An 18,926-nucleotide genomic window follows, 5' to 3' on the forward strand; every position below is an offset into this window, starting at 1 on the left:
CCTCGAAAACGGAGGCTCCGGGCGGTGGAACGTCGCCCTCACATAGCGATATGAGGCCTAGTCGGCAAGCGGATGATGATCATTGACCAGCCGCACCAGCCGCTCCTCCAGAACATGGGTGTAAATCTGCGTGGTCGAGATGTCGGAATGGCCGAGCAGTTGCTGCACCGCCCGGAGGTCGGCGCCGTTCTGCAAGAGATGGCTGGCGAAAGCATGGCGAAGCACATGCGGCGAGATCTTCGCCGCGGTGATGCCGGCCCTGGCGGCGAGCCCCTTCAGGTCGCGGCCAAACACCTGCCGGGAGAGATGGCCGGTGTCGGACGCGGCCGGAAACAGGAACATGCTGTCGGCAAAGGTCGGCACGGTGGCTCTGGCGGTGAGCCAGGCGCGCATCGCGGTGCGCGCCTTGGCCGACAGCGGCACCATGCGCTCCTTGTCGCCCTTGCCGCGCACCATGAAGAAGCGGTCGTCGCGCAAGGCTACCGTCACCGGCAAGCCGACCAGTTCGGAGACGCGCAGGCCGGTGGCGTAGAGCACCTCGACCAGGGCATGCAGGCGCAGAGCCGCCAGGCTGTTGCCATCGTTCTGCGAGGTATCACCTGCTTCCATGGCCGCACGGTCGATCAGCCGGCCCGTCTCGGCTTCGCTCATCGTCTTCGGCAGCGGACGGCCCTTCTTCGGACTGTCCAGCGTGCCCGTCGGGTCGTCGCCGCGCAGGCCTTCGGCGTAGAGGAATTTGAAGAACTGGCGGATCGCCGACAGTTTTCGTGCCTGCGATGTCGGCGCAAAGCCGCGTTCGGCGATGTCGTCGAGATAGGAGCGGATTTCGGAGGCGCCGGCACCGGCAAGCCCGCCGTCTATCTCCTGCGAAGCGTCCTCGAGGTCGCGGCGATAGGAGGAGAGCGTGTTTTCGGCGGCACCCCGCTCGGCGCTCATCATTTCCAGAAAGGCTTCGATGCGAGCCGCGCTGTTCATTCTTTCGGATCAGTTCTTCTTGGGATTCAGCTTTTCCGGCGGGATGCGCACGCTCATCTCGGCCTTTTTCGGTTCGACGAACATCGCCAAGGCAAACATCGTACCATAGGCAATGCCGGCAAGAATCATCAGCGTCACGACAAAGCGAAACAGAGTCGGCATCAATCTTCGCCCGTCTTCTTGTTCTGCATTTCCAAACCCTGTGCCCTTATGGGACGCCAATCCGGCCAATTCAAGGACGAAGCTCGCGTGCCCCCTGCTTGACGCAAACAGGCTTTTGATGTCGATACGCCGGCAAAGAGGGCCTAGAAACAACATGGTCTCATGAACGCGTTGCCAGCAAATCCTCCAGGCGAAGGCCATGCCGAGCTGCTCGAGCGGCTGGGCAAGCGCTCGATCGTCTTTGTCGGCCTGATGGGTGCCGGCAAGACGGCGATCGGCCGCAAGGTGGCGGCGATGCTGGCACTGCCCTTCATCGACAGCGACCAGGAGATCGAAAGCGTCTCGCGCATGACCGTGCCGGAGCTGTTCGAGCGCTATGGCGAGGCGGAATTCCGCGCGCTGGAGCAGCGTGTCATCCTGCGCCTGCTGGAAAACGGCCCGCAGGTGCTGTCGACCGGCGGCGGCGCCTTCATGAATGCGCAGACGCGCGAGGCGATCGCCGGCCACGGCGTCTCGGTATGGCTGAAGGCCGAACTCGACCTTCTAATGGAGCGCGTGTCCAAGAAGCAGAACCGGCCGTTGCTCAAGAACCCCGATCCGCGCGCCGTGCTCGAGCAGCTGATGGCCGAGCGCTATCCGGTCTACGCCACATCCGACGTCACCGTGCCGACGCGCGACGACCGCAAGGAGGTCATCGCGGCCGAGGTGGTGAATGCGCTTTGCCGGCATTTCGGCGTTGCTGAAATCGTCGCGGGTGGCGAGGTGCGTTCATGAATACCGGGGAGACAGTCACCGTCGAGGTCGGGCTCGGCGAGCGTGCCTACGACATATTGATCGGCTCCGGCCTTTTGTCGCGCGCGGGCGCCGAGATTTCGCGCCGCTTGCCCGGCACGCGCGCGGCCATCGTCACCGACGACAACGTCGCCGCTGCCCATCTCGAGACTCTGAAGGCCGGCCTGGAGCAGGACGGCATCCAGCCTGCCGTCATCACGCTTCCGGCCGGCGAAAAGACCAAGAGTTTTGCCCATCTCGAAGAGGTGGTGGACGGCGTGCTTGCCGCGAAGCTGGAGCGCGGCGACGTCGTCATCGCGCTCGGCGGCGGCGTCATCGGCGACCTTGCCGGCTTTGCCGCCGGGATCGTGCGGCGCGGCATGAATTTCGTGCAGATCCCGACGTCACTGCTGGCGCAGGTCGATTCCTCGGTCGGCGGCAAGACCGGCATCAACAGCGCACGAGGCAAGAACCTGGTCGGCGTTTTCCATCAGCCGAAGCTGGTGCTGGCCGACACCGGGGTGCTCGACACGCTGCCGATCCGGGAATTCCGCGCCGGCTATGCCGAGCTCGCCAAATACGGATTGATCGACCGTCCGGCCTTCTTTGCCTGGCTGGAGGAAAACTGGCGCGAGGTCTTTGACGGTGGCCCGGCGCGGGCTGAAGCCATCGCGGAGGCCTGCCGCGCCAAGGCAGATGTCGTCGCGCGCGACGAGTTCGAGACCGGCGACCGCGCCCTGCTCAATCTCGGCCACACGTTCGGCCACGCGCTCGAAGCTGCCACCCGCTATGACGGCGCCCGCCTCGTCCATGGCGAGGGCGTCGCCATCGGCATGGCGCTGGCGCATCGCTTTTCCTCGAGGCTCAATTTGGCGAGCCCGGACGATGCGGCACGCGTCGAGGCGCATCTCAGCGCCGTCGGCCTGCCCTGGCGCATGGCCGACATTCCCGGCGAACTGCCCGACGCCGAAGCGCTGTTTTCGTTCATCACTCAGGACAAGAAAGTGTCGCGCGGCGCGCTGACCTTCATCCTGACGCGTGGCATCGGCCAGTCCTTCATCGCCAGGGATGTGCCGGCCTCGGAAGTCTTGTCGTTCCTGAAAGAGAGCCACCCGGGTCAGGAAAGCCGACCTGGATGATGAACGAGCCCGGATGGATTGTCGCCGCCGTCCTTGCCGGCCTCGGCCTGCTGGTCCTTCTCTTGCGCACGCGCTTGCTTGCCCTCTTTGGCTACGCGTTGCAGCCGATCGAGCCGCAGCGTTCGAGCCATGACGAATTGCGTGGCGCGGTCGACGATTTCCGCCGTGACGGCCAGATGGTGCGCGAGGATCGCAACCGTGTCGGCGGCCTGTTCGACCTCGAGGAGCTCGAAGTGTCCGACATCATGGTCCACCGCACCAATATGCGCTCCGTCAATGCCGACAATCAGCCGGAAGCCGTGGTGCGCGAGATCCTTCAGAGCCCGCACACGCGCATGCCCTTGTGGAAGGGCTCGCTCGACAACATCGTCGGCGTGCTGCATGCCAAGGACCTGCTCCGGGCGCTCAACGAGGTCGGCAACGACTTTTCCAGGATCGACGTGATGAAGATCGCGTCGAAGCCATGGTTCGTGCCCGACACCACGACGCTGCAGGAACAGCTCAACGCGTTTTTACGCCGCAAGGCGCATTTCGCCATCGTCGTCGATGAGTATGGCGAGGTCGAAGGGCTGGTGACGCTGGAGGACATCATCGAGGAGATCGTCGGTGAGATCGCCGACGAGCATGATATCGAGATCCAAGGCGTCAAGCAGGAGGCCGACGGTTCCGTCGTCGTCGACGGCACCGTGCCGATCCGCGACCTCAACCGCGCACTCGACTGGAACCTGCCGGACGAGGAGGCCACCACCATTGCCGGCCTTGTCATTCACGAGACGCAGTCGATCCCCGACGAGAAGCAGGCCTTCACCTTCCACGGCATGCGCTTCGTCGTCATGAAGCGCGACAAGAACCGGATCGCCAGGCTGAGGATCAAGCCTGCCGGCGAAGCCTGATTGGCCCGCAGTCGCCTCCAGCCATGCCGTTGAAGGCCTCAGAACCAGACGCAATGCTAAGCCTCACTCCGCGATCTGGCGGGTCGAGCGCTCGTTGATTGTCGCACCGGTCTGGGCATCGACCGCTGCCAGGCTGACCTCGTAGCCCCAGAGCTTTCGGATGTGGCGCAGCGTCGCGTCGCGGCTGGCCTCATCGAGGACGACGCCGTCTTTGACCTTGTGCTGCAGCCGCAAATGCCGGTCGCCAAGCAGGTCGACATCCACGGCCTGGATGTCGGGCCGGTTTACTCCGACATCGTAGCTGTGAGCCAGTGCGGCGCGGATCTTCCTGTAGCCACGCTCGTTGTGGATCGAGGCGACTTGATAATGCGGTTCGTCGGCTGCGTCGCCAAGGACAAAGAACCGCCATTTCCGGATCAAGGTTGGACTGAGGTACTGGCGGATGAAGGACTCGTCGCGATGGTTCGCCCAGGCGTCGAGCAGGATCTCGCGCCAGTCGCCGTGGCCCGCGATGTCGGGAAACCAGTCGCGATCCTCGGCCGTCGGCTCGGTCGCGATGCGCTGTATGTCCTGCATCATATCGAGGCCAAGCGCGTAGGGATTGACGCCGGAATAGCGCGGATCGTCGAAGGCCGGCTGGAAGATCACGTTCGAATGGTTGCGCAGGATTTCGAGCATGGCGCCTTCGTTGATCTGGCCCCGGTCGAACAGCATGTTCATAAGCGTATAATGCACGAAGGTGGCACAGCCCTCGTTCATCACCTGCGTTTGGCGCTGCGGATAGAAATACTGCGCAATGATACGCACGATCCTGATGAGTTCGCGCTGCCAGGGCTCAAGGACGAGACTGTTCTTTTCCAGGAAGTACAGCAGGTTTTCCTCCGGCAGGTTGAGCGATTTCTTCGGATCGGCCATGCCCCGGTCCCTGTCGTCGATCTTCTTGTTTCCCTGCGCGGGCGGCAGTGTGCGCCACAAATCGTTGTAGGAGCGCTCTTCGTATTCCAGGCGCTCACGCAGTCCCTCGCGCTGCCGTTCCGAGGACAATTTCGGCGGACGACGATAGCGAAACACGCCCTGTTCCATCAGCGCATGCGCCGCGTCGAGAACCGCCTCCACCGCAGCAAGGCCATGCCGCTCCTCGCAGCGGGTAATGTAGCCCTTGGCGAAGTCCAGATAGCTCAGGATCGCCCCGGCATCCGTCCATTGCCTGAACAAATGATTGTTCTTGAAGAAATGGTTGTGTCCGAGTGCCGCATGCGCCGTCACCAGAGCCTGCAAGGCCATGGTGTTTTCCTCCATCAGGTAGACGATGCAGGGGTTTGAGTTGATGACGAGTTCATAGGCCAAGCCGCGCCCGCCCTTGCGATAGAGCAGTTCCTCGTAGAGGAAATGCTTGCCGAACGACCAGTGACGATACATCAGCGGCATGCCGACCGATGAATAGGCGTCGAGCATCTGTTGAGAGGATATGATCTCCATCTGCACCGGATAGGTATCGAGGTGCAGCTCTTCGATCGCGAGGGCCTCGATCGCCTCATGGACCCGCGACAATTTCCCAAAATCCCAGTCGGATCCTGAAAACAGCAGACCCGGTTTGGTGGCTTGTCTGGCCATCGGCCCTCCTCAGGCGCTCTTGCGGGCGGGAGCCGGTTGCCTAGCGAAGAGCCGGCGAAAGACCGGGTATATATCTGCCGGAGTGGCAATACGGCTCATCTGGAAGTTGGGCCATTTCAGGTCGACCCTGCTGTAGGCGCGCCAAAGCGACGTCCCGTTTTCGGTGGCGCCGAAAATATGGGTTTCTCGTTCGTCGATGATCTCGACATAGGCGAAGTACTGGCAAAGGCGCATGAGCCTGCGGTCCAGAAACTCTATGCATCGCTCGGAATCGGTGGCGAAATTGTCGCCGTCCGAGGCCTGCGCGGCATAGATGTTCCACTCGTTGGCCGGATAGCGTTGTTCGATGATGCGGTGCATTTCGTCAAGCGCGGTGGAGACGATCGTACCGCCGCTCTGCGTGTTGTAGAAGAACGTGTCCTCATCCACTTCGTGCGCCTCGTGCGTGTGGCGGATGAAGACGATCTCCGTGCGTTCGTAGCGCCGCTTCAAGAACAGGTGCAGCAGCACGAAGAAACGTTTGGCCAGGTCCTTCTCGCGTTCGCCCATCGATCCGGAAACGTCCATCAGGCAGAACATGACGGCTTTGGCATTCGGTATGGGCCGGGCGTCGAAGCGGTTGAACCGGATATCGACCGGATCAACAAAGGCAATTCGCCTGCGCCGACGTTCCAGCCGGTCAAGCTCCTCACGCAATCCTGTAATGCGCTGGCGCGTCGCCGCGCCGGCTGGTGCCGACTCAAGCGTGGCGATTTCCTGGAGGATCGCATCCAGTTCCGCCTGTTTCGGGCGCCTCAGCGCAATGCGCCGGCCGTGGCTGTTGCGCATGGTGCGACCGACATTGACGTTGGTCGGGGAACCGGTCGCGGCGAAGCCGGCCCTGCGCGGCTTGAAGGCAAGGATCTCCTTGAGATTGAGCTTGACCAGGTCGGGCAGTTCGAGATCCTCGAAAAAAAGCTCGAGCACCTCCTCGCGCGACAGCACGAAACGAAAATCGTCTTCCGACACCTTGTTGCCCGGGGCGCCTGCGCCGCTGCCCTGACCGGGCTTGGGGATCAGGTCTCCAGGGGAAAAATGCCTGTTGCCAGGAAGGATGTGCTGGCGCCGGCCGCTGGCCTTGTCGTCGTTGAAGCTCGGCTCGGCCGTTCCCCTTTCGGGCATGGGCACGGTGTGCTCGGCATCCACGTCGGCGATCCTGCCGCTGCGGATCTGATCGCGGATGCTTCGTTTCAATTCCTCGCGAGCACGCCTTAGGAAGCGCTGTCGATTGCCGAGGCTCTTGTCCTTCGGGTTCAGGCGACGGTCGATGAAGATCGGCATGGAAACCATCCGGGCCTATCAACCCGCCTTGTTCACCCGCATGTACCAGTCCACCAGCCGGCGCACCTGCCGTTCGGTATAGCCGCGCTCGACCATGCGCTGCACAAATTCGTTGTGGCGTTTTTCCGTTACGCTGTCCTGCTTGGAGCCGAAGCTGATCACCGGCAGGAGATCCTCGACCTGTCCGAACATCCGTTTCTCGATGACCTCGCGCAGCTTTTCGTAACTCGTCCATGACGGGTTGCGGCCGTGATTTTTTGCCCTGGCGCGCAGCGTGAACTTCACCACCTCGTTGCGGAAGTCCTTGGGATTGGCGATGCCTGCCGGCTTTTCGACCTGGGACAGTTCGTTGTCCAGGACCTCCCGGTTGAGGATCTGGCCGGTGTCGGGGTCCTTGTAGTCCTGGTCCTCGATCCAGGCGTCCGCATAGGCGATGTAGCGGTCGAAAAGGTTCTGGCCATACTCGCTGTAGGATTCGAGATAGGCTTTCTGGATTTCGTGGCCGATGAACTCAGCGTAACGCGCGGCGAGCTCCGATTTGATGAATTCGAGATAGGCCGCTTCCGCTTCCTTCGGGAACTGCTCCCGCTTGATCGCCTCCTCCAGAATGTACATCAGATGCACGGGATCGGCGGCCACTTCCTTGGTGTCGTAGTTGAATGTCTGCGACAGGATCTTGAAAGCAAAGCGCGTGCTGACCCCCGTCATGCCTTCATCGACGCCGGCGGCGTCGCGATACTCCTGTACCGACTTCGCCCTGGGGTCGACCTCCTTCAGGTTCTCGCCGTCATAGGCGCGCATTTTGGTGTGGAGCGGCGAATTGGAGTGCTCCGCAAGGCGGGTCGAAACGGTGAAGCGGCTGAGAATGTCCAGCACTTCAGGGGCACAGGGGCTTGCTGCCAGCTCGCTTTCGCGCAGCAGCTTTTCATAGATCTGCCTCTCTTCGGTGATGCGCAGGCAGTACGGCACCTTGACCACGAGGATGCGGTCGAGAAAGGCCTCGTTGTTCTTGTTGTTCTTGAACTGCTGCCATTCCGACTCGTTGGAATGGGCGACGATGATCCCCTGATAGGGAAAGGCGCCGAAATTTTCGGTGCCGTTGTAGCTGCCTTCCTGGGTCGCGGTCAGCAGCGGATGCAGAACCTTGATCGGCGCCTTGAACATCTCGACGAATTCGAGCAGGCCTTGCGTGGTCCGGTTCAGTCCGCCGCTAAAGGAATAGGCGTCCGGATCGGACTGACTGAAATTTTCCAATTGCCTGATGTCGACCTTGCCGACCAGGGCCGAGACATCCTGATTGTTCTCATCGCCTGGCTCGGTCTTGGCAATGCCGATCTGGCGCAGCCGCGACGGCATCAGTTTGACCACGCTGAACTTGGAGATATCGCCGGACAATTCATCGAGGCGCTTGGATGCCCAGGGCGAGATGAGCCCGTTGAGGCGCCGCCGCGCTATGCCATATTTGTCCTCCAGCAGATCGCCCATGCGATCGGGATGAAACAGGCCAAGCGGCGATTCGAAAACCGGGCTGATCTGGTTGCCGACCTTCAGCGTGTAGATCGGGCGCTGCTCCATCAGTTTCTTCAGCCGTTCGGCAAGGGAAGACTTGCCGCCGCCGACCGGACCGAGGAGGTAGAGGATCTGCTTGCGCTCCTCCAGCCCTTGGGAGGCATAGCGGAAATAGCCCGCAATGCGCTCGATCGTGTCCTCCATGCCGTAAAAGTCGGAGAAGGAGGGATAAACCTTGACCGTTCGGTTTGAGAAAATGCGGCCAAGCCGCTCGTCCTTGCTGGTGTCGACAAGATTTGGCTCGCCGATCGCCTCGACCATCCGTTCGGGTGCCGAGGCATACATGGATTTGTCCTCTCGGCAGGCGAGCAGATATTGCTGGAGGCTGATCTCTTCCTGCGCCGCGTTCGCATAGACCTTCGAAAACAGATCGAAGACGTCGGAATGATTTTCGCGCATGTTGTTTCGCTCTCAGAGCCCATTCTCGGTGAGTCGGCTCATCATACATCCAACTGCCGGAAGGCATTGTGGTTCCCTTCACGTCAAGAAGAGATATGCACCGACTTTTAGGAAGGCACCCGATGTCGCCGAAATGCCCGCCTAAAGAAATACGTGGTGATTGCCGGCGGCGCTTCAAGGGCGGATCTCGGTTGGTTTTCGCATCTGCTGCCGCGCATGCGTTAACAGGAGGCGATGGTTGCCCGGCTTCTGCGCAATTTCGCCTGGCGATGCCGCGTCGCAAGTAGACGTCCTCCTGGGCTGGATCACGTCAAAGTCCGCGCCGGGTCATTGCGGTGTGGGCATGTGTGGGCTCAATTGCCCGGGATCGCCAGGCAGGAGGGAATGCGATGAACGGAGCCGACGTCCTGTGTGACGTGCTTCTGGCAAATGGCGTGACGGTCTGCTTCGCAAATCCCGGCACATCGGAGATGCATTTCGTTGCCGCACTCGACCGTAAGCCGCAGATGCGTTGCGTGCTGGGCCTCTTCGAAGGCGTGGTGACAGGTGCAGCCGACGGTTACGCGCGGATGACCGATCGACCGGCCGCGACGCTGCTGCACACCGGGCCCGGACTGGCCAACGGATTGGCCAACATCCACAACGCCAAGCGCGCCTTGAGCCCGATGATCAACATTGTCGGCGACCACGCCTCCTATCATCTGGCGCTCGATGCACCGCTTACCAGCGATATCGAGAGCCTCGCTTCGCCGATGTCGAACTGGGTTCGCCGTATCGAAGGTCCCGCCGATGTCGCAGCGGCCACCGAGGCGGCCTTCCGCGCTTCCCTTTCACCGCCGGGCATCGCTACCCTGATCCTGCCGGCGGACGCGGCATGGGGCGAGGCTCCTATGGTTTCGGCCCGCAAGGTGGAGCTCGCGCAGCCCACCGTCGATATGGGCGCTGTGCAAAATGCAGCCGAGGCGATCCGTGGCGCCCCAGGCCGTGCCGGTATCATCGTTCGCGGACGCGCGGCGCGAGCCGACGCGCTGGCGATCGCCGGTCAAATCTCGGCAGCGCAGGATGTCCGCTTGTTCAGCGAGGTTCTGGTGGCGCGGATGGAGCGCGGTCGCGGGCGGGTCGCGCCCACGCGCATCCCCTATCCGATCGATGCCGCAACGGCGCTGCTGCGCGATATCGACGTGCTGATCCTGGTCGGGGCGAAGGAGCCTGTTGCCTTCTTCGCCTATCCGGGAAAGCCGGGACGGCTGGTTCGAGACGGTTGCGAGGTGCGTTCGCTGGCAGCGCACGGCGAGGATTTGAAGGCGGCACTGGAGGCGCTTCGCGACGAACTCGGCATCAGGTCGACGCAGCAATTCTCCGCAGCAAAGGGCTTTCCCGACGAGCCGGTGCCGCGCGGCAAGCTGACCGACGATGCGATCGCCCTTTCAGTGGCGCGGAAACTTCCTGCCAATGCCATCGTCTGCGACGAGGCGGTCACGTCGGCCCGGCGCTATTTCGCCCTGTCGGCCTTTGCCGCGCCGCACGACTACATGATGACGACAGGCGGATCGATCGGCGAAGGCATCCCGTTGGCAACAGGGGCAGCGATCGCGTGTCCCGATCGCAAGGTGATCAATCTCCAAGCCGACGGCAGCGGCATGTACACCGTGCAGGGTTTGTGGACCCAGGCGCGGGAAAATCTCGACGTGGTCACGATCGTCTTTTCCAACCGGACCTACGCAATCCTGCATGGCGAGATGAAGAATGTCGGGGTGGGCGCGATCGGCGAGAATGCCAGGCGTATGCTCGATCTCGACCAGCCCGCGCTGGACTGGGTATCGCTGGCGAAGGGCATGGGCGTGGAGGCGGCCCGCGCCGACACGTGCGAGCGGTTCGATGCCCTGTTGGACAGCGCCCTATCGCGCCACGGGCCGTTTCTCATCGAAGCGGTAATCTGACCGTTTTTCCCCGCGGCGTTTCCAGGGAGCCGGGTTGAGCGGCATCGGTCGACGGGCAGTGCCTACCAGCGCGTCTGTTCGCCGGGTGCCGCCGGTTCAATCGCCAGCGCGTGGACGCCGGCTTTCAGTTCGTCGGCCAGCAATTCGTTGACGGCGCGGTGGCGCTCGATGCGGCTCATGCCGGCAAAGACGGGCGAAACGATGCGAACGCGAAAATGCGTCTCGCCGGTCCCGTCATAGGCGCCATGATGGTCCGAGCCGTGATGGTGGTGGCCGGCGTGGAGATGGCTTTCGTTGATAATGACCAGCCGTTCCGGCGAAAACGCCTTGTTAAGCTTGCCTTCCATCGTCGCCTGTATGGACATCGAAACTTCCCTTCACCACATCTAGAGCGTGTTCCATCCCGATGGAAACGGGATGGGGCTCTATCATTTTGTTTGAGCATGATCTTTTCCGAAAACCGGATTCCACTTTCGGATCATGCTCTGGCATCGCCGCAAAATGCGTCATTTGCCCGCTTTAAGCCGCGATTCAGCGGTTAGGGCGATGATCGCCGAAATGTCAATTCTTGTTTCGCAATAGCGAACAGCCCATAAATGGGTGAGATGAAACCGTATCCCAAATATTTTGAGAAGATCCGCATCCGGCCGGAGAAGGACGCGGAGCTGAAGTCGCGCTCGCCGATCTGCCAGTGGGACGGTTGCAAGGAGGCCGGCACCCATCGCGCGCCGGTCGGACGCATGAAGGAAGGCGAGTATTTCCAGTTCTGCTTCGATCATGTGCGCGAATACAACAAGGGCTTCAACTATTTCTCCGGCGTGCCGGACAGCGAGATCGCCCGTTTCCAGAAGGAAGCGATGACCGGCCATCGGCCGACGTGGAAAATGGGCATCAATGGCGCTTCGACGCGATCCTCGCCTGACTTCGCCCAGCAGCGTTCCGGCCGCGCCGGCTACTACAACCGCATGCGCGATCCGTTCGACCTGTTCAAAGGTCCGAAGGATCCGCGCGAGGCGCGCGAGCGCAAGGCCAAGCCGCTTGAGGCCAAGGCACTGGAAACGCTTGGCCTTGATACAAAGGCGACTGGCAAGGATATCAAGGCACGCTATAAGGAACTGGTGAAGCGCCACCATCCGGATGCGAATGGCGGCGACAGAGGTTCGGAAGACCGGTTCCGCGATGTGCTGCAGGCCTATCGCGTGCTCAAGCAGGCGGGATTGTGCTGAGCGACCATACGGTTCGTGTCGTTTTCCAACTTTCATAAGGTTGGAAAAGGCTCTAAGACCGCCCCCGGACAAAATCGATTGCCGGCGAAATCAGGCGTTTCGCCCGTGGAGACGTTGATAGAGATGAACAAGGTCGATCGCGACATCGCCAACCTGCCCGACACGACGGTGTCGGTGAAGGACAAATTCGGCTTCGACTCCAAGATGGTGGTACCGGCCTATTCGGTGACCAGCGAGCATGTGCCCGACGTCGATCCCGACTATCTGTTCGACAAGAACACGACGATGGCGATCCTGGCCGGCTTTGCCTACAACCGCCGCGTCATGGTGTCGGGCTATCACGGCACCGGCAAGTCGACGCATATCGAACAGGTCGCCGCCCGCCTCAACTGGCCCTGCGTGCGCGTCAACCTCGACAGCCATGTCAGCCGTATCGACCTCGTCGGCAAGGATGCCATCGTCGTCAAGGACGGGCTGCAGATCACCGAATTCCGCGACGGCATCCTGCCCTGGGCCTACCAGCACAATGTCGCGTTGTGCTTCGACGAATATGATGCCGGCCGTCCGGATGTGATGTTCGTCATCCAGCGCGTGCTGGAATCGTCGGGCCGGCTGACGCTGCTCGACCAGAGCCGCGTCATCCGCCCGCATCCGGCCTTCCGGCTGTTCTCGACCGCCAACACGGTTGGGCTGGGCGACACCACCGGCCTCTATCACGGCACCCAGCAGATCAACCAGGCACAGATGGATCGCTGGTCGATCGTCACCACGCTGAATTATCTGCCGCACGACAATGAGGTGAACATCGTGCTGGCCAAGGCCAAACACTATCGCGACAGCAAGGGCAAGGACATCGTCAACAAGATGGTGCGCGTCGCCGACATGACGCGCTCTGCCTTCATCAATGGCGACCTATCGACGGTGATGAGCCCGCGCACGGTGATCACCTGGGCCGAGAACGCCGAGATCTTCGGCGATATCGGCATGGCGTTCCGGCTGACCTTCCTCAACAAATGCGACGAGCTGGAGCGATCAGTGGTGGCCGAGTTCTACCAGCGCGCCTTCGGCGAGGATCTGCCCGAGAGCGCCGCCAACGTGGTGCTGGGCTAAACAGAGTCTCCATGGCGGGTCCGGGCGACAACACGCGCAACAAGTCGAAGACGGGGTCTGAAGCTGACAGCTTCAAACGCTCGGTGACCGTCTGCATGCGCGCGATCGCCGGCGACAAGGATCTCGAAGTCGGCTTCGCCAAGGACAGGCCCGCACTTGCCGGCAGCCGCGCCCGCCTACCCGAACTGCCGAAGAAAGCCTCCAGGACCGATATCGCGATCACCCGCGGTCTCGGCGATTCCATGGCGCTGAAGCGCGCCTGCCATGATGCACGCATCCACAGCAAGCTGGCGCCGGAAGGCAAGCTGGCGCGCTCGATCTACGATGCGGTCGAGCAGGCCCGCGTCGAGGCGATCGGCAGCCGCGCCATGCAGGGCGTCGGCGACAACATCGGCTCGATGCTCGAGGACAAATACGCCAGGGCCAACCTCATCGACGTCAAAGACAAGGCCGACGCGCCGATCGAGGAGGCGCTGGCGCTGATGGTGCGCGAGAAGCTGACTGGCCGCGCCGTGCCGAAGAGCGGCGAGCGGCTGGTCGACCTCTGGCGCCCCTGGGTCGAGGAGAAAGCAAGCGCAGATCTCGACGGGCTGTCGGCCAAGCTCGACGACCAGCAGGCCTTCGCCCGCGTCGTGCGCGACATGCTGGTTTCCATGGAAATGGCCGAGGAACTCGGCGACGACCAGGAGACCGAAGACTCCGAGGACAATGACGACAACCAGCCGCAAGGCGAGGAGCAGAGCGAGGAGGGCGGCGAGGACGATTCCGGCTCCGAGCAGTCGCAGTCCGATGATGCCGAAGCGTCGGCCGACGATGAGCAGTCGGCCGAGACGGAGGCGTCCGACGCAACCGCCGACGATCTCTCCGACGAGGACGATTCCGACGCGGAGACGCCCGGCGAGGCTCGACGCAATGACAATCCCTTCACCAACCTGCCGAAAGAGATCGACTACAAGGTTTTCACGACAGCCTTCGACGAGACTGTTGGCGCCGAGGAGCTTTGCGAAGAGGAAGAACTCGACCGGCTGCGCGCCTTCCTCGACAAGCAACTGGCGAACCTTTCAGGTGTCGTCGGCCGGCTGGCCAACCGGCTGCAGCGCCGCCTGATGGCGCAGCAGAACCGCTCCTGGGATTTCGACCTCGAAGAGGGCTATCTCGATCCGGCGCGGCTGGTGCGCGTCGTCATCGACCCGATGCAGCCGCTGTCCTTCAAGCAGGAGCGCGACACCAAATTCCGCGACACGGTGGTGACGCTGGTGCTCGACAATTCGGGCTCGATGCGTGGCCGGCCGATCACCGTCGCCGCCACCTGCGCCGATATCCTTGCGCGCACGCTGGAGCGCTGCGGCGTCTCGGTCGAGATTCTCGGCTTCACCACCCGCGCCTGGAAGGGTGGGCAGGCGCGCGAGAAGTGGCTGAAGGACGGCAAGCCGCCGAATCCCGGCCGGCTCAACGATCTTCGCCACATCATCTACAAATCCGCCGACCATCCGTGGCGGCGGGCGCGCCGCAATCTCGGCCTGATGATGCGCGAGGGGCTGCTGAAGGAAAACATCGATGGCGAGGCGCTGCTTTGGGCGCACAACCGTCTGATCGCCCGGCCGGAGCAGAGAAAAATCCTGATGATGATCTCGGACGGCGCGCCGGTCGACGATTCGACGCTGTCGGTCAATCCGGGCAATTATCTCGAGCGGCATCTGCGTGCCATCATCGAACTGATCGAGACGCGCTCGCCGGTGGAACTCTTGGCCATCGGCATCGGCCACGACGTCACCCGCTACTACAGGCGCGCCGTCACCATCGTCGATGCCGAGGAACTGGCCGGCGCCATGACCGAGCAGCTTGCCTCTCTGTTTGGCGAGGAAAGCGCACGCGAGACGCGCCGCGGCGGCCTGCGGCGCGCCGGATGAGCTTTTCGGGCGGGGGCCTCAGGCACACGATTTTTGCAGCTTGCATGCTGGCCGGCATGCTGTCGCCAGCGGTTGCCGCCGGCCCGGACTCCGTCGAGCCGGTCGAAATCACGGCGCGACCGATAGGCCAATTCCGCATCGGCCATGACGACAAGCAGTTCGGGCCGCTCGAATTCGTCGGCGGACTGGAAATGACCTCGCCATCGCGCGATTTCGGCGCGCTGTCGGCCTTTCGCTTCCTGAAACCCGGCAGCGACTTCATCGGCGTCGCCGACACCGGCTTCTGGTTCTTCGGCAGCGTGACCCACGATGCCGACGAGCGTCCTTCGGGCATCCAGAATTTCCGCATGCAGCAGATGGTCGATGAGGCAGGCCAGCCGATCGACAAGAAGTGGCAGGTCGATGCCGAAGGCCTGGCGGTCAAGGACGGCATCGCCACGGTCGGCTTCGAACGCAACCAGCGTGTCGCCCAGTTCAAGATCGATCCGGACGGCATGAAGGCGCCGTTCAAGCAATTGGATTTTCAGGTTCCGGCCAAAGAGTTGCGGCAGAACCGCGGCTTCGAGACGGTCACCCACGCCCATCCTTATGGTCAGCATGAGAGCGGGCTGGTGGTGGTGTCGGAAAAGAGCCTCGACAAGGCCGGCAACATCTATGCGGCAATCATCGAAGGGCCACACAAGGGCGTCTTCACCGTCAAGCGCAATGGCGATTTCGACATCACCGACGGCGCCTTCCTGCCGGACGGCGATCTTTTGCTGCTCGAGCGCAGCTTCTCGATGGCAGGCGGGGTGAAGATGCGCCTGCGGCGCATCTATGGCGAGAGCGTCGAGAAGGGCGCCGTCGCCGACGGGCCGGTGCTGCTGGAAGCCGACATGGGCTACCAGATCGACAATATGGAAGGTCTGGATGTCTGGACCCGTGACGACGGCGCGCTGATGGTGTCGCTGATGTCAGACGACAACCATTCGATCCTGCAGCGCAACCTCTATCTGGAATTTGTTCTGCACGAGGATTGAGGCCGCCGGTCAAAACGAGCCCGCGATTTCGAGCCAGCAGGCCTATTTCCCGTTGGTCGCGATCCAGATGACGTGGCGCGCGCCGCGCTTGCCGTTGGCGCGGGTGTTGACCTCCTCGACCGCGAAGCCCGCCTGCTTGAGCCTGCGCGCAAAACCGCTGTCCGGCCCTTGCGACCACACCGCCAGCACGCCGCCGGGCTTGAGCGCGGCACGGGCGGCTCCGAGGCCGGTCGCGCCATAGAGCGCGTCGTTGCCCTTATGGACGATGCCTTCGGGGCCGTTGTCGACATCGAGCAGGATGGCGTCCCAGGCCGACTGGTCGGAGCTGATGATGTGACCGACTTCGGCCTCCAATATGGTGACGCGGGGATCGTCGAGGCAGTTCTTGAAGATTTCGGCCATCGGGCCGCGCGCCCAGGCGACGACTGCGGGAACGAGTTCGGCCACGGTGATGCTGGCATCGCCGCCGAGTTCGGCAAGGGCGGCGCGCAGCGTAAAGCCCATGCCAAGGCCGCCGATCAGAATTTTGGGCTGCTTGCGGCCGGCAATCTTTTCACAGGAGAGACTGGCCAGCGCTTCCTCGGAGCCGCTGAGACGGCTGTTCATCAGCTCGTTGGTGCCGAGCATGATCGAGAATTCAGTGCCGCGCCGCTTCAGGCGAAGTTCTTGCCCGCCGTCCGGCGTCTTTGCCGAGTCCAGTTGGACCCAGGGGATCACGGCCTGTTTCCACTTTCTGGAATCATGGCTATGTCGCCAGCGCCGGTTGGCTCCAGCGGGCGGCCAGCAGCCGGTAGGGGATCAGCGCCACCACGGCGATGATCAGCTTCACCGAGAGGTCGCCGAGCGCCCAGGACACCCAGCGCATCGTCTCGACCGGCAGCACGCCCATCAGCGGCGCCGTTTCGAGCGCGAAACTGTCGTTCGGGCCGGCAAAAGCGAAGGCAGCCGAGAAGGCGACGGTGAAGAACACGAGCGTGTCGAACACCGAGCCGACCAGCGTGCCGATGATCGGCGGGCGCCACCAGCTCTGCCGGCGCAGCCGGTTGAACACGGTGACGTCGAGCAATTGCGCCGTCAGGAAGGCAGCGCCCGAGGCAGCCGCAATGCGGACCAGCCGGTCAGCGGCGGTCTCGAACTCGATCAGGCCGTGACGGAACAGGAAGGGCGGGACCAGGATTGAGCAGATCACTGCCGTCATGAAGCCGACAAAGACGATCCGGCGCGCCACGGTCGGGCCATAGCGGCGGTTGGCGAGGTCGGTGACCAGGAAGGAGAAGGGGTAGGTGAAGGCGCCCCAGGTCAGGATGTCGGCCAGTGACAGGCCGCCGATTTGGCCCTGCATCGGGAATTGCACGAGGATGTTCGACGCTACGACGACAAACGCCATGGCGGCCACGAAGGGCAGGTATCGCGAGAAGGAATTCATTTTTTTATCCTGGGTAATGGAACCAGCAAAGCGCCAGCCAATCCGGACGGCGCTGCATTGATCAGATGTCTAGCCGAAAACCGCTTCGCGCCTTTCGGCGCGATGCTCCGGACGGCAATCAGGCGGCGGGCTGCTCGGCGAGCTTCTTGGCAATCTGCTTCTTCAGCAGGCGGGCGCGCTGCGACAATTCCTTGGCGTCGGCCTTGGCCAGGAACGCATCGAGGCCGCCGCGATGCTCGACCGAACGCAGCGCGTTGGCCGAAACGCGCAGGCGCACGTTCTGGTTCAGCACTTCGGAAATCAGCGTCACATTGACCAGGTTCGGCAGGAAGCGACGCTTGGTCTTGTTGTTGGCGTGGCTCACATTGTTGCCGGTCATGACGGCCTTGGCAGTGAGTTCGCAGGTGCGGGACATGGTTCTAACCTTCAGTTCTCGGTCTGGCCAAACCATTCAACCCGCGCCGGGTGGCGCGCGGTCTCGGTCAGGCGGCCTTATGGAAAAAGTTGGCGTTCCATAGTTGCATTTCGCTGGCGCGTCAAGCTCCGGCATGCCTAGCGCCTGTTTCATATAAAGGCCGGATTCTGGCCTATAAGCGGTCGCAAAGGGACATGCCAGCCTGAAGTTGCCCGCCTTCGGCTGAAATCGAGGATCGATCCGCCGCCATGCTCCGTTCGTCATATGCCCTCTCAGCCTTGCTTGCCATTGCCCTGCCGGATGCAGCCACCGGGGCCGCGCCGGAGTCCTTCAAGGGCGAGTATACGGTGTCGTTCCTCGGTCTTTCGGTGGCCAGGGCGACGTTTTCCAGCAGTTATCAAGGCGATACCTATTCGATCAACGGCACGGTCTCCGCCGCTGGTCTTGCCAAGCTGTTCGACGACACGAAGGGTACCATCTCGTCGAAAGGCATCATTTCCGGCAAGCGGATGCAGCCACAGGCTTTCCGTGCCGATTACACGTCCGGCAAGAAGGCATCGGTGGTCGACATCCGCTTCGCCAATGGCGCCGTCACCGCCACCAAGGTCGTCCCTGCGCCAGGCAAGCGCGATCCCAAAAGCTGGGTGCCGATGGGCAGCGGCGACCTGACGTCGGTGCTCGATCCGATGGCGGCGACCGTCATCCATGCCGACAGTCTCGACAATGTCTGCGGGCGCACGGTGAAATTCTACGACGGCGAGATGCGCGCTAACCTGACGTTGACCTACGCCTCCAAGGGATCGATCTCGGTGCAAGGCTACAAGGGTGACACGGTGACCTGCCGCATGGGCTTCGAGCCGGTGGCGGGCTATCGCAAGGGCCGCAAGGCTTTGAATTACCTGAAGAACCGCAGCAAGATGATGGTGACGTTTGCGCCAGTCGGCCAAAGCGGGGTATATGCGCCGATCCGCGCCACGGTCGGCACACAGATCGGCACGCTGACCATAAGCGCCGGGCGGTTCGAGGCAATCAACTAGG

At 62.5% G+C, this 18,926-nt stretch carries 18 protein-coding genes; 9 read left to right on the forward strand and 9 right to left on the reverse strand.

Translation table 11 applies throughout. The annotated features are described in order from the left end of the window. Positions 1-57: 57 nt before the first annotated feature. Together DH08_RS27695 and DH08_RS27700 are read right to left on the reverse strand one after the other, a co-directional pair. On the reverse strand, positions 58-975 hold the full coding sequence (locus DH08_RS27695; RefSeq protein WP_192182433.1) for a site-specific tyrosine recombinase XerD: 918 nt from the start codon (positions 973-975) through the stop codon (positions 58-60). Positions 976-984: 9 nt separating this feature from the next. Then, positions 985-1,137, reverse strand: coding sequence for a hypothetical protein (locus DH08_RS27700; protein WP_006200257.1), 153 nt, complete (start codon positions 1,135-1,137; stop codon positions 985-987). A gap of 162 nt (positions 1,138-1,299) precedes the next feature. Here DH08_RS27700 and DH08_RS27705 point away from each other — a divergent pair, with 162 nt between their 5' ends. The 3 genes from DH08_RS27705 to DH08_RS27715 are packed head-to-tail and all read left to right on the forward strand — an operon-like array spanning position 1,300 to position 3,940. Further along, positions 1,300-1,911, forward strand: a complete 612-nt coding sequence (locus tag DH08_RS27705) for a shikimate kinase (protein WP_192182435.1) — start codon at positions 1,300-1,302, stop codon at positions 1,909-1,911. Beyond that, positions 1,908-3,047: a 3-dehydroquinate synthase gene (gene aroB, locus DH08_RS27710; protein WP_192182437.1), complete on the forward strand. Its 1,140-nt coding sequence runs from the start codon at positions 1,908-1,910 to the stop codon at positions 3,045-3,047. The genes DH08_RS27705 and aroB overlap by 4 nt, the downstream gene beginning before the upstream one ends. Continuing rightward, positions 3,044-3,940: an HlyC/CorC family transporter gene (locus tag DH08_RS27715; RefSeq protein WP_192182445.1), complete on the forward strand. Its 897-nt coding sequence runs from the start codon at positions 3,044-3,046 to the stop codon at positions 3,938-3,940. Before aroB ends, DH08_RS27715 begins: the two co-directional genes overlap by 4 nt. Before the next feature lie 63 nt (positions 3,941-4,003). Here the strand turns inward: DH08_RS27715 and DH08_RS27720 are convergent, their stop codons facing one another. From DH08_RS27720 to DH08_RS27730, 3 genes are read right to left on the reverse strand one after another with little or no spacing between them, the layout of a single operon-like run. Then, entirely contained in the window at positions 4,004-5,554 is a 1,551-nt protein-coding gene (locus DH08_RS27720) for a SpoVR family protein (RefSeq protein WP_192182447.1), read from the reverse strand. 9 nt (positions 5,555-5,563) lie between these two features. Beyond that, complete coding sequence (locus DH08_RS27725; RefSeq protein ID WP_192182449.1) at positions 5,564-6,874, reverse strand: YeaH/YhbH family protein; 1,311 nt, start codon at positions 6,872-6,874, stop codon at positions 5,564-5,566. An 18-nt stretch (positions 6,875-6,892) separates the two neighbouring features. Next, positions 6,893-8,842 carry a PrkA family serine protein kinase gene (locus tag DH08_RS27730; RefSeq protein WP_192182451.1) on the reverse strand — a complete coding sequence of 650 codons (1,950 nt, stop codon included), beginning with the start codon at positions 8,840-8,842 and terminating at the stop codon, positions 6,893-6,895. Positions 8,843-9,231: 389 nt separating this feature from the next. On the opposite strand from DH08_RS27730, the gene DH08_RS27735 reads away from it, so the two are divergent. Further along, positions 9,232-10,782: an acetolactate synthase large subunit gene (locus tag DH08_RS27735; RefSeq protein ID WP_192182452.1), complete on the forward strand. Its 1,551-nt coding sequence runs from the start codon at positions 9,232-9,234 to the stop codon at positions 10,780-10,782. Positions 10,783-10,844: 62 nt separating this feature from the next. On the opposite strand, the gene DH08_RS27740 is transcribed toward DH08_RS27735, so the two are convergent. Continuing rightward, a complete protein-coding gene (locus DH08_RS27740; RefSeq protein ID WP_006200249.1) occupies positions 10,845-11,147 on the reverse strand; it encodes a BolA family protein in 303 nt (100 codons plus the stop codon). A 231-nt stretch (positions 11,148-11,378) separates the two neighbouring features. On the opposite strand from DH08_RS27740, the gene DH08_RS27745 reads away from it, so the two are divergent. The 4 genes from DH08_RS27745 (at position 11,379) to DH08_RS27760 (ending at position 16,047) form a co-directional block, all read left to right on the forward strand. Continuing rightward, positions 11,379-12,008, forward strand: a complete 630-nt coding sequence (locus DH08_RS27745; RefSeq protein ID WP_040582048.1) for a J domain-containing protein — start codon at positions 11,379-11,381, stop codon at positions 12,006-12,008. A gap of 123 nt (positions 12,009-12,131) precedes the next feature. Beyond that, on the forward strand, positions 12,132-13,118 hold the full coding sequence (cobS, locus tag DH08_RS27750; protein WP_006200247.1) for a cobaltochelatase subunit CobS: 987 nt from the start codon (positions 12,132-12,134) through the stop codon (positions 13,116-13,118). An 11-nt stretch (positions 13,119-13,129) separates the two neighbouring features. After that, complete coding sequence (cobT, locus tag DH08_RS27755) at positions 13,130-15,028, forward strand: cobaltochelatase subunit CobT (RefSeq protein ID WP_192182453.1); 1,899 nt, start codon at positions 13,130-13,132, stop codon at positions 15,026-15,028. Then, the gene (locus DH08_RS27760; RefSeq protein ID WP_192182454.1) at positions 15,025-16,047 is read left to right on the forward strand and encodes an esterase-like activity of phytase family protein; all 1,023 of its coding nucleotides are present in this window, start codon (positions 15,025-15,027) and stop codon (positions 16,045-16,047) included. Before cobT ends, DH08_RS27760 begins: the two co-directional genes overlap by 4 nt. A 42-nt stretch (positions 16,048-16,089) precedes the next feature. Here DH08_RS27760 and DH08_RS27765 read toward each other — a convergent pair whose 3' ends face one another. The 3 genes from DH08_RS27765 to rpmB all read right to left on the reverse strand — a co-directional run bounded on the left by DH08_RS27765 (position 16,090) and on the right by rpmB (position 17,888). Beyond that, positions 16,090-16,764: a polyamine aminopropyltransferase gene (locus tag DH08_RS27765; protein ID WP_192182455.1), complete on the reverse strand. Its 675-nt coding sequence runs from the start codon at positions 16,762-16,764 to the stop codon at positions 16,090-16,092. Between the two features lie 28 nt (positions 16,765-16,792). Further along, positions 16,793-17,473 carry a queuosine precursor transporter gene (locus DH08_RS27770; RefSeq protein WP_192182456.1) on the reverse strand — a complete coding sequence of 227 codons (681 nt, stop codon included), beginning with the start codon at positions 17,471-17,473 and terminating at the stop codon, positions 16,793-16,795. Between the two features lie 118 nt (positions 17,474-17,591). Continuing rightward, complete coding sequence (gene rpmB, locus DH08_RS27775; RefSeq protein ID WP_192182457.1) at positions 17,592-17,888, reverse strand: 50S ribosomal protein L28; 297 nt, start codon at positions 17,886-17,888, stop codon at positions 17,592-17,594. Positions 17,889-18,136: 248 nt separating this feature from the next. Here rpmB and DH08_RS27780 point away from each other — a divergent pair, with 248 nt between their 5' ends. Next, positions 18,137-18,925: a DUF3108 domain-containing protein gene (locus DH08_RS27780; protein WP_192182458.1), complete on the forward strand. Its 789-nt coding sequence runs from the start codon at positions 18,137-18,139 to the stop codon at positions 18,923-18,925. The last annotated feature ends 1 nt before the right edge of the window (position 18,926 follow it).

The organism is Mesorhizobium amorphae, from assembly GCF_014843845.1.
GTDB classification, from domain to species: domain Bacteria; phylum Pseudomonadota; class Alphaproteobacteria; order Rhizobiales; family Rhizobiaceae; genus Mesorhizobium; species Mesorhizobium amorphae_A.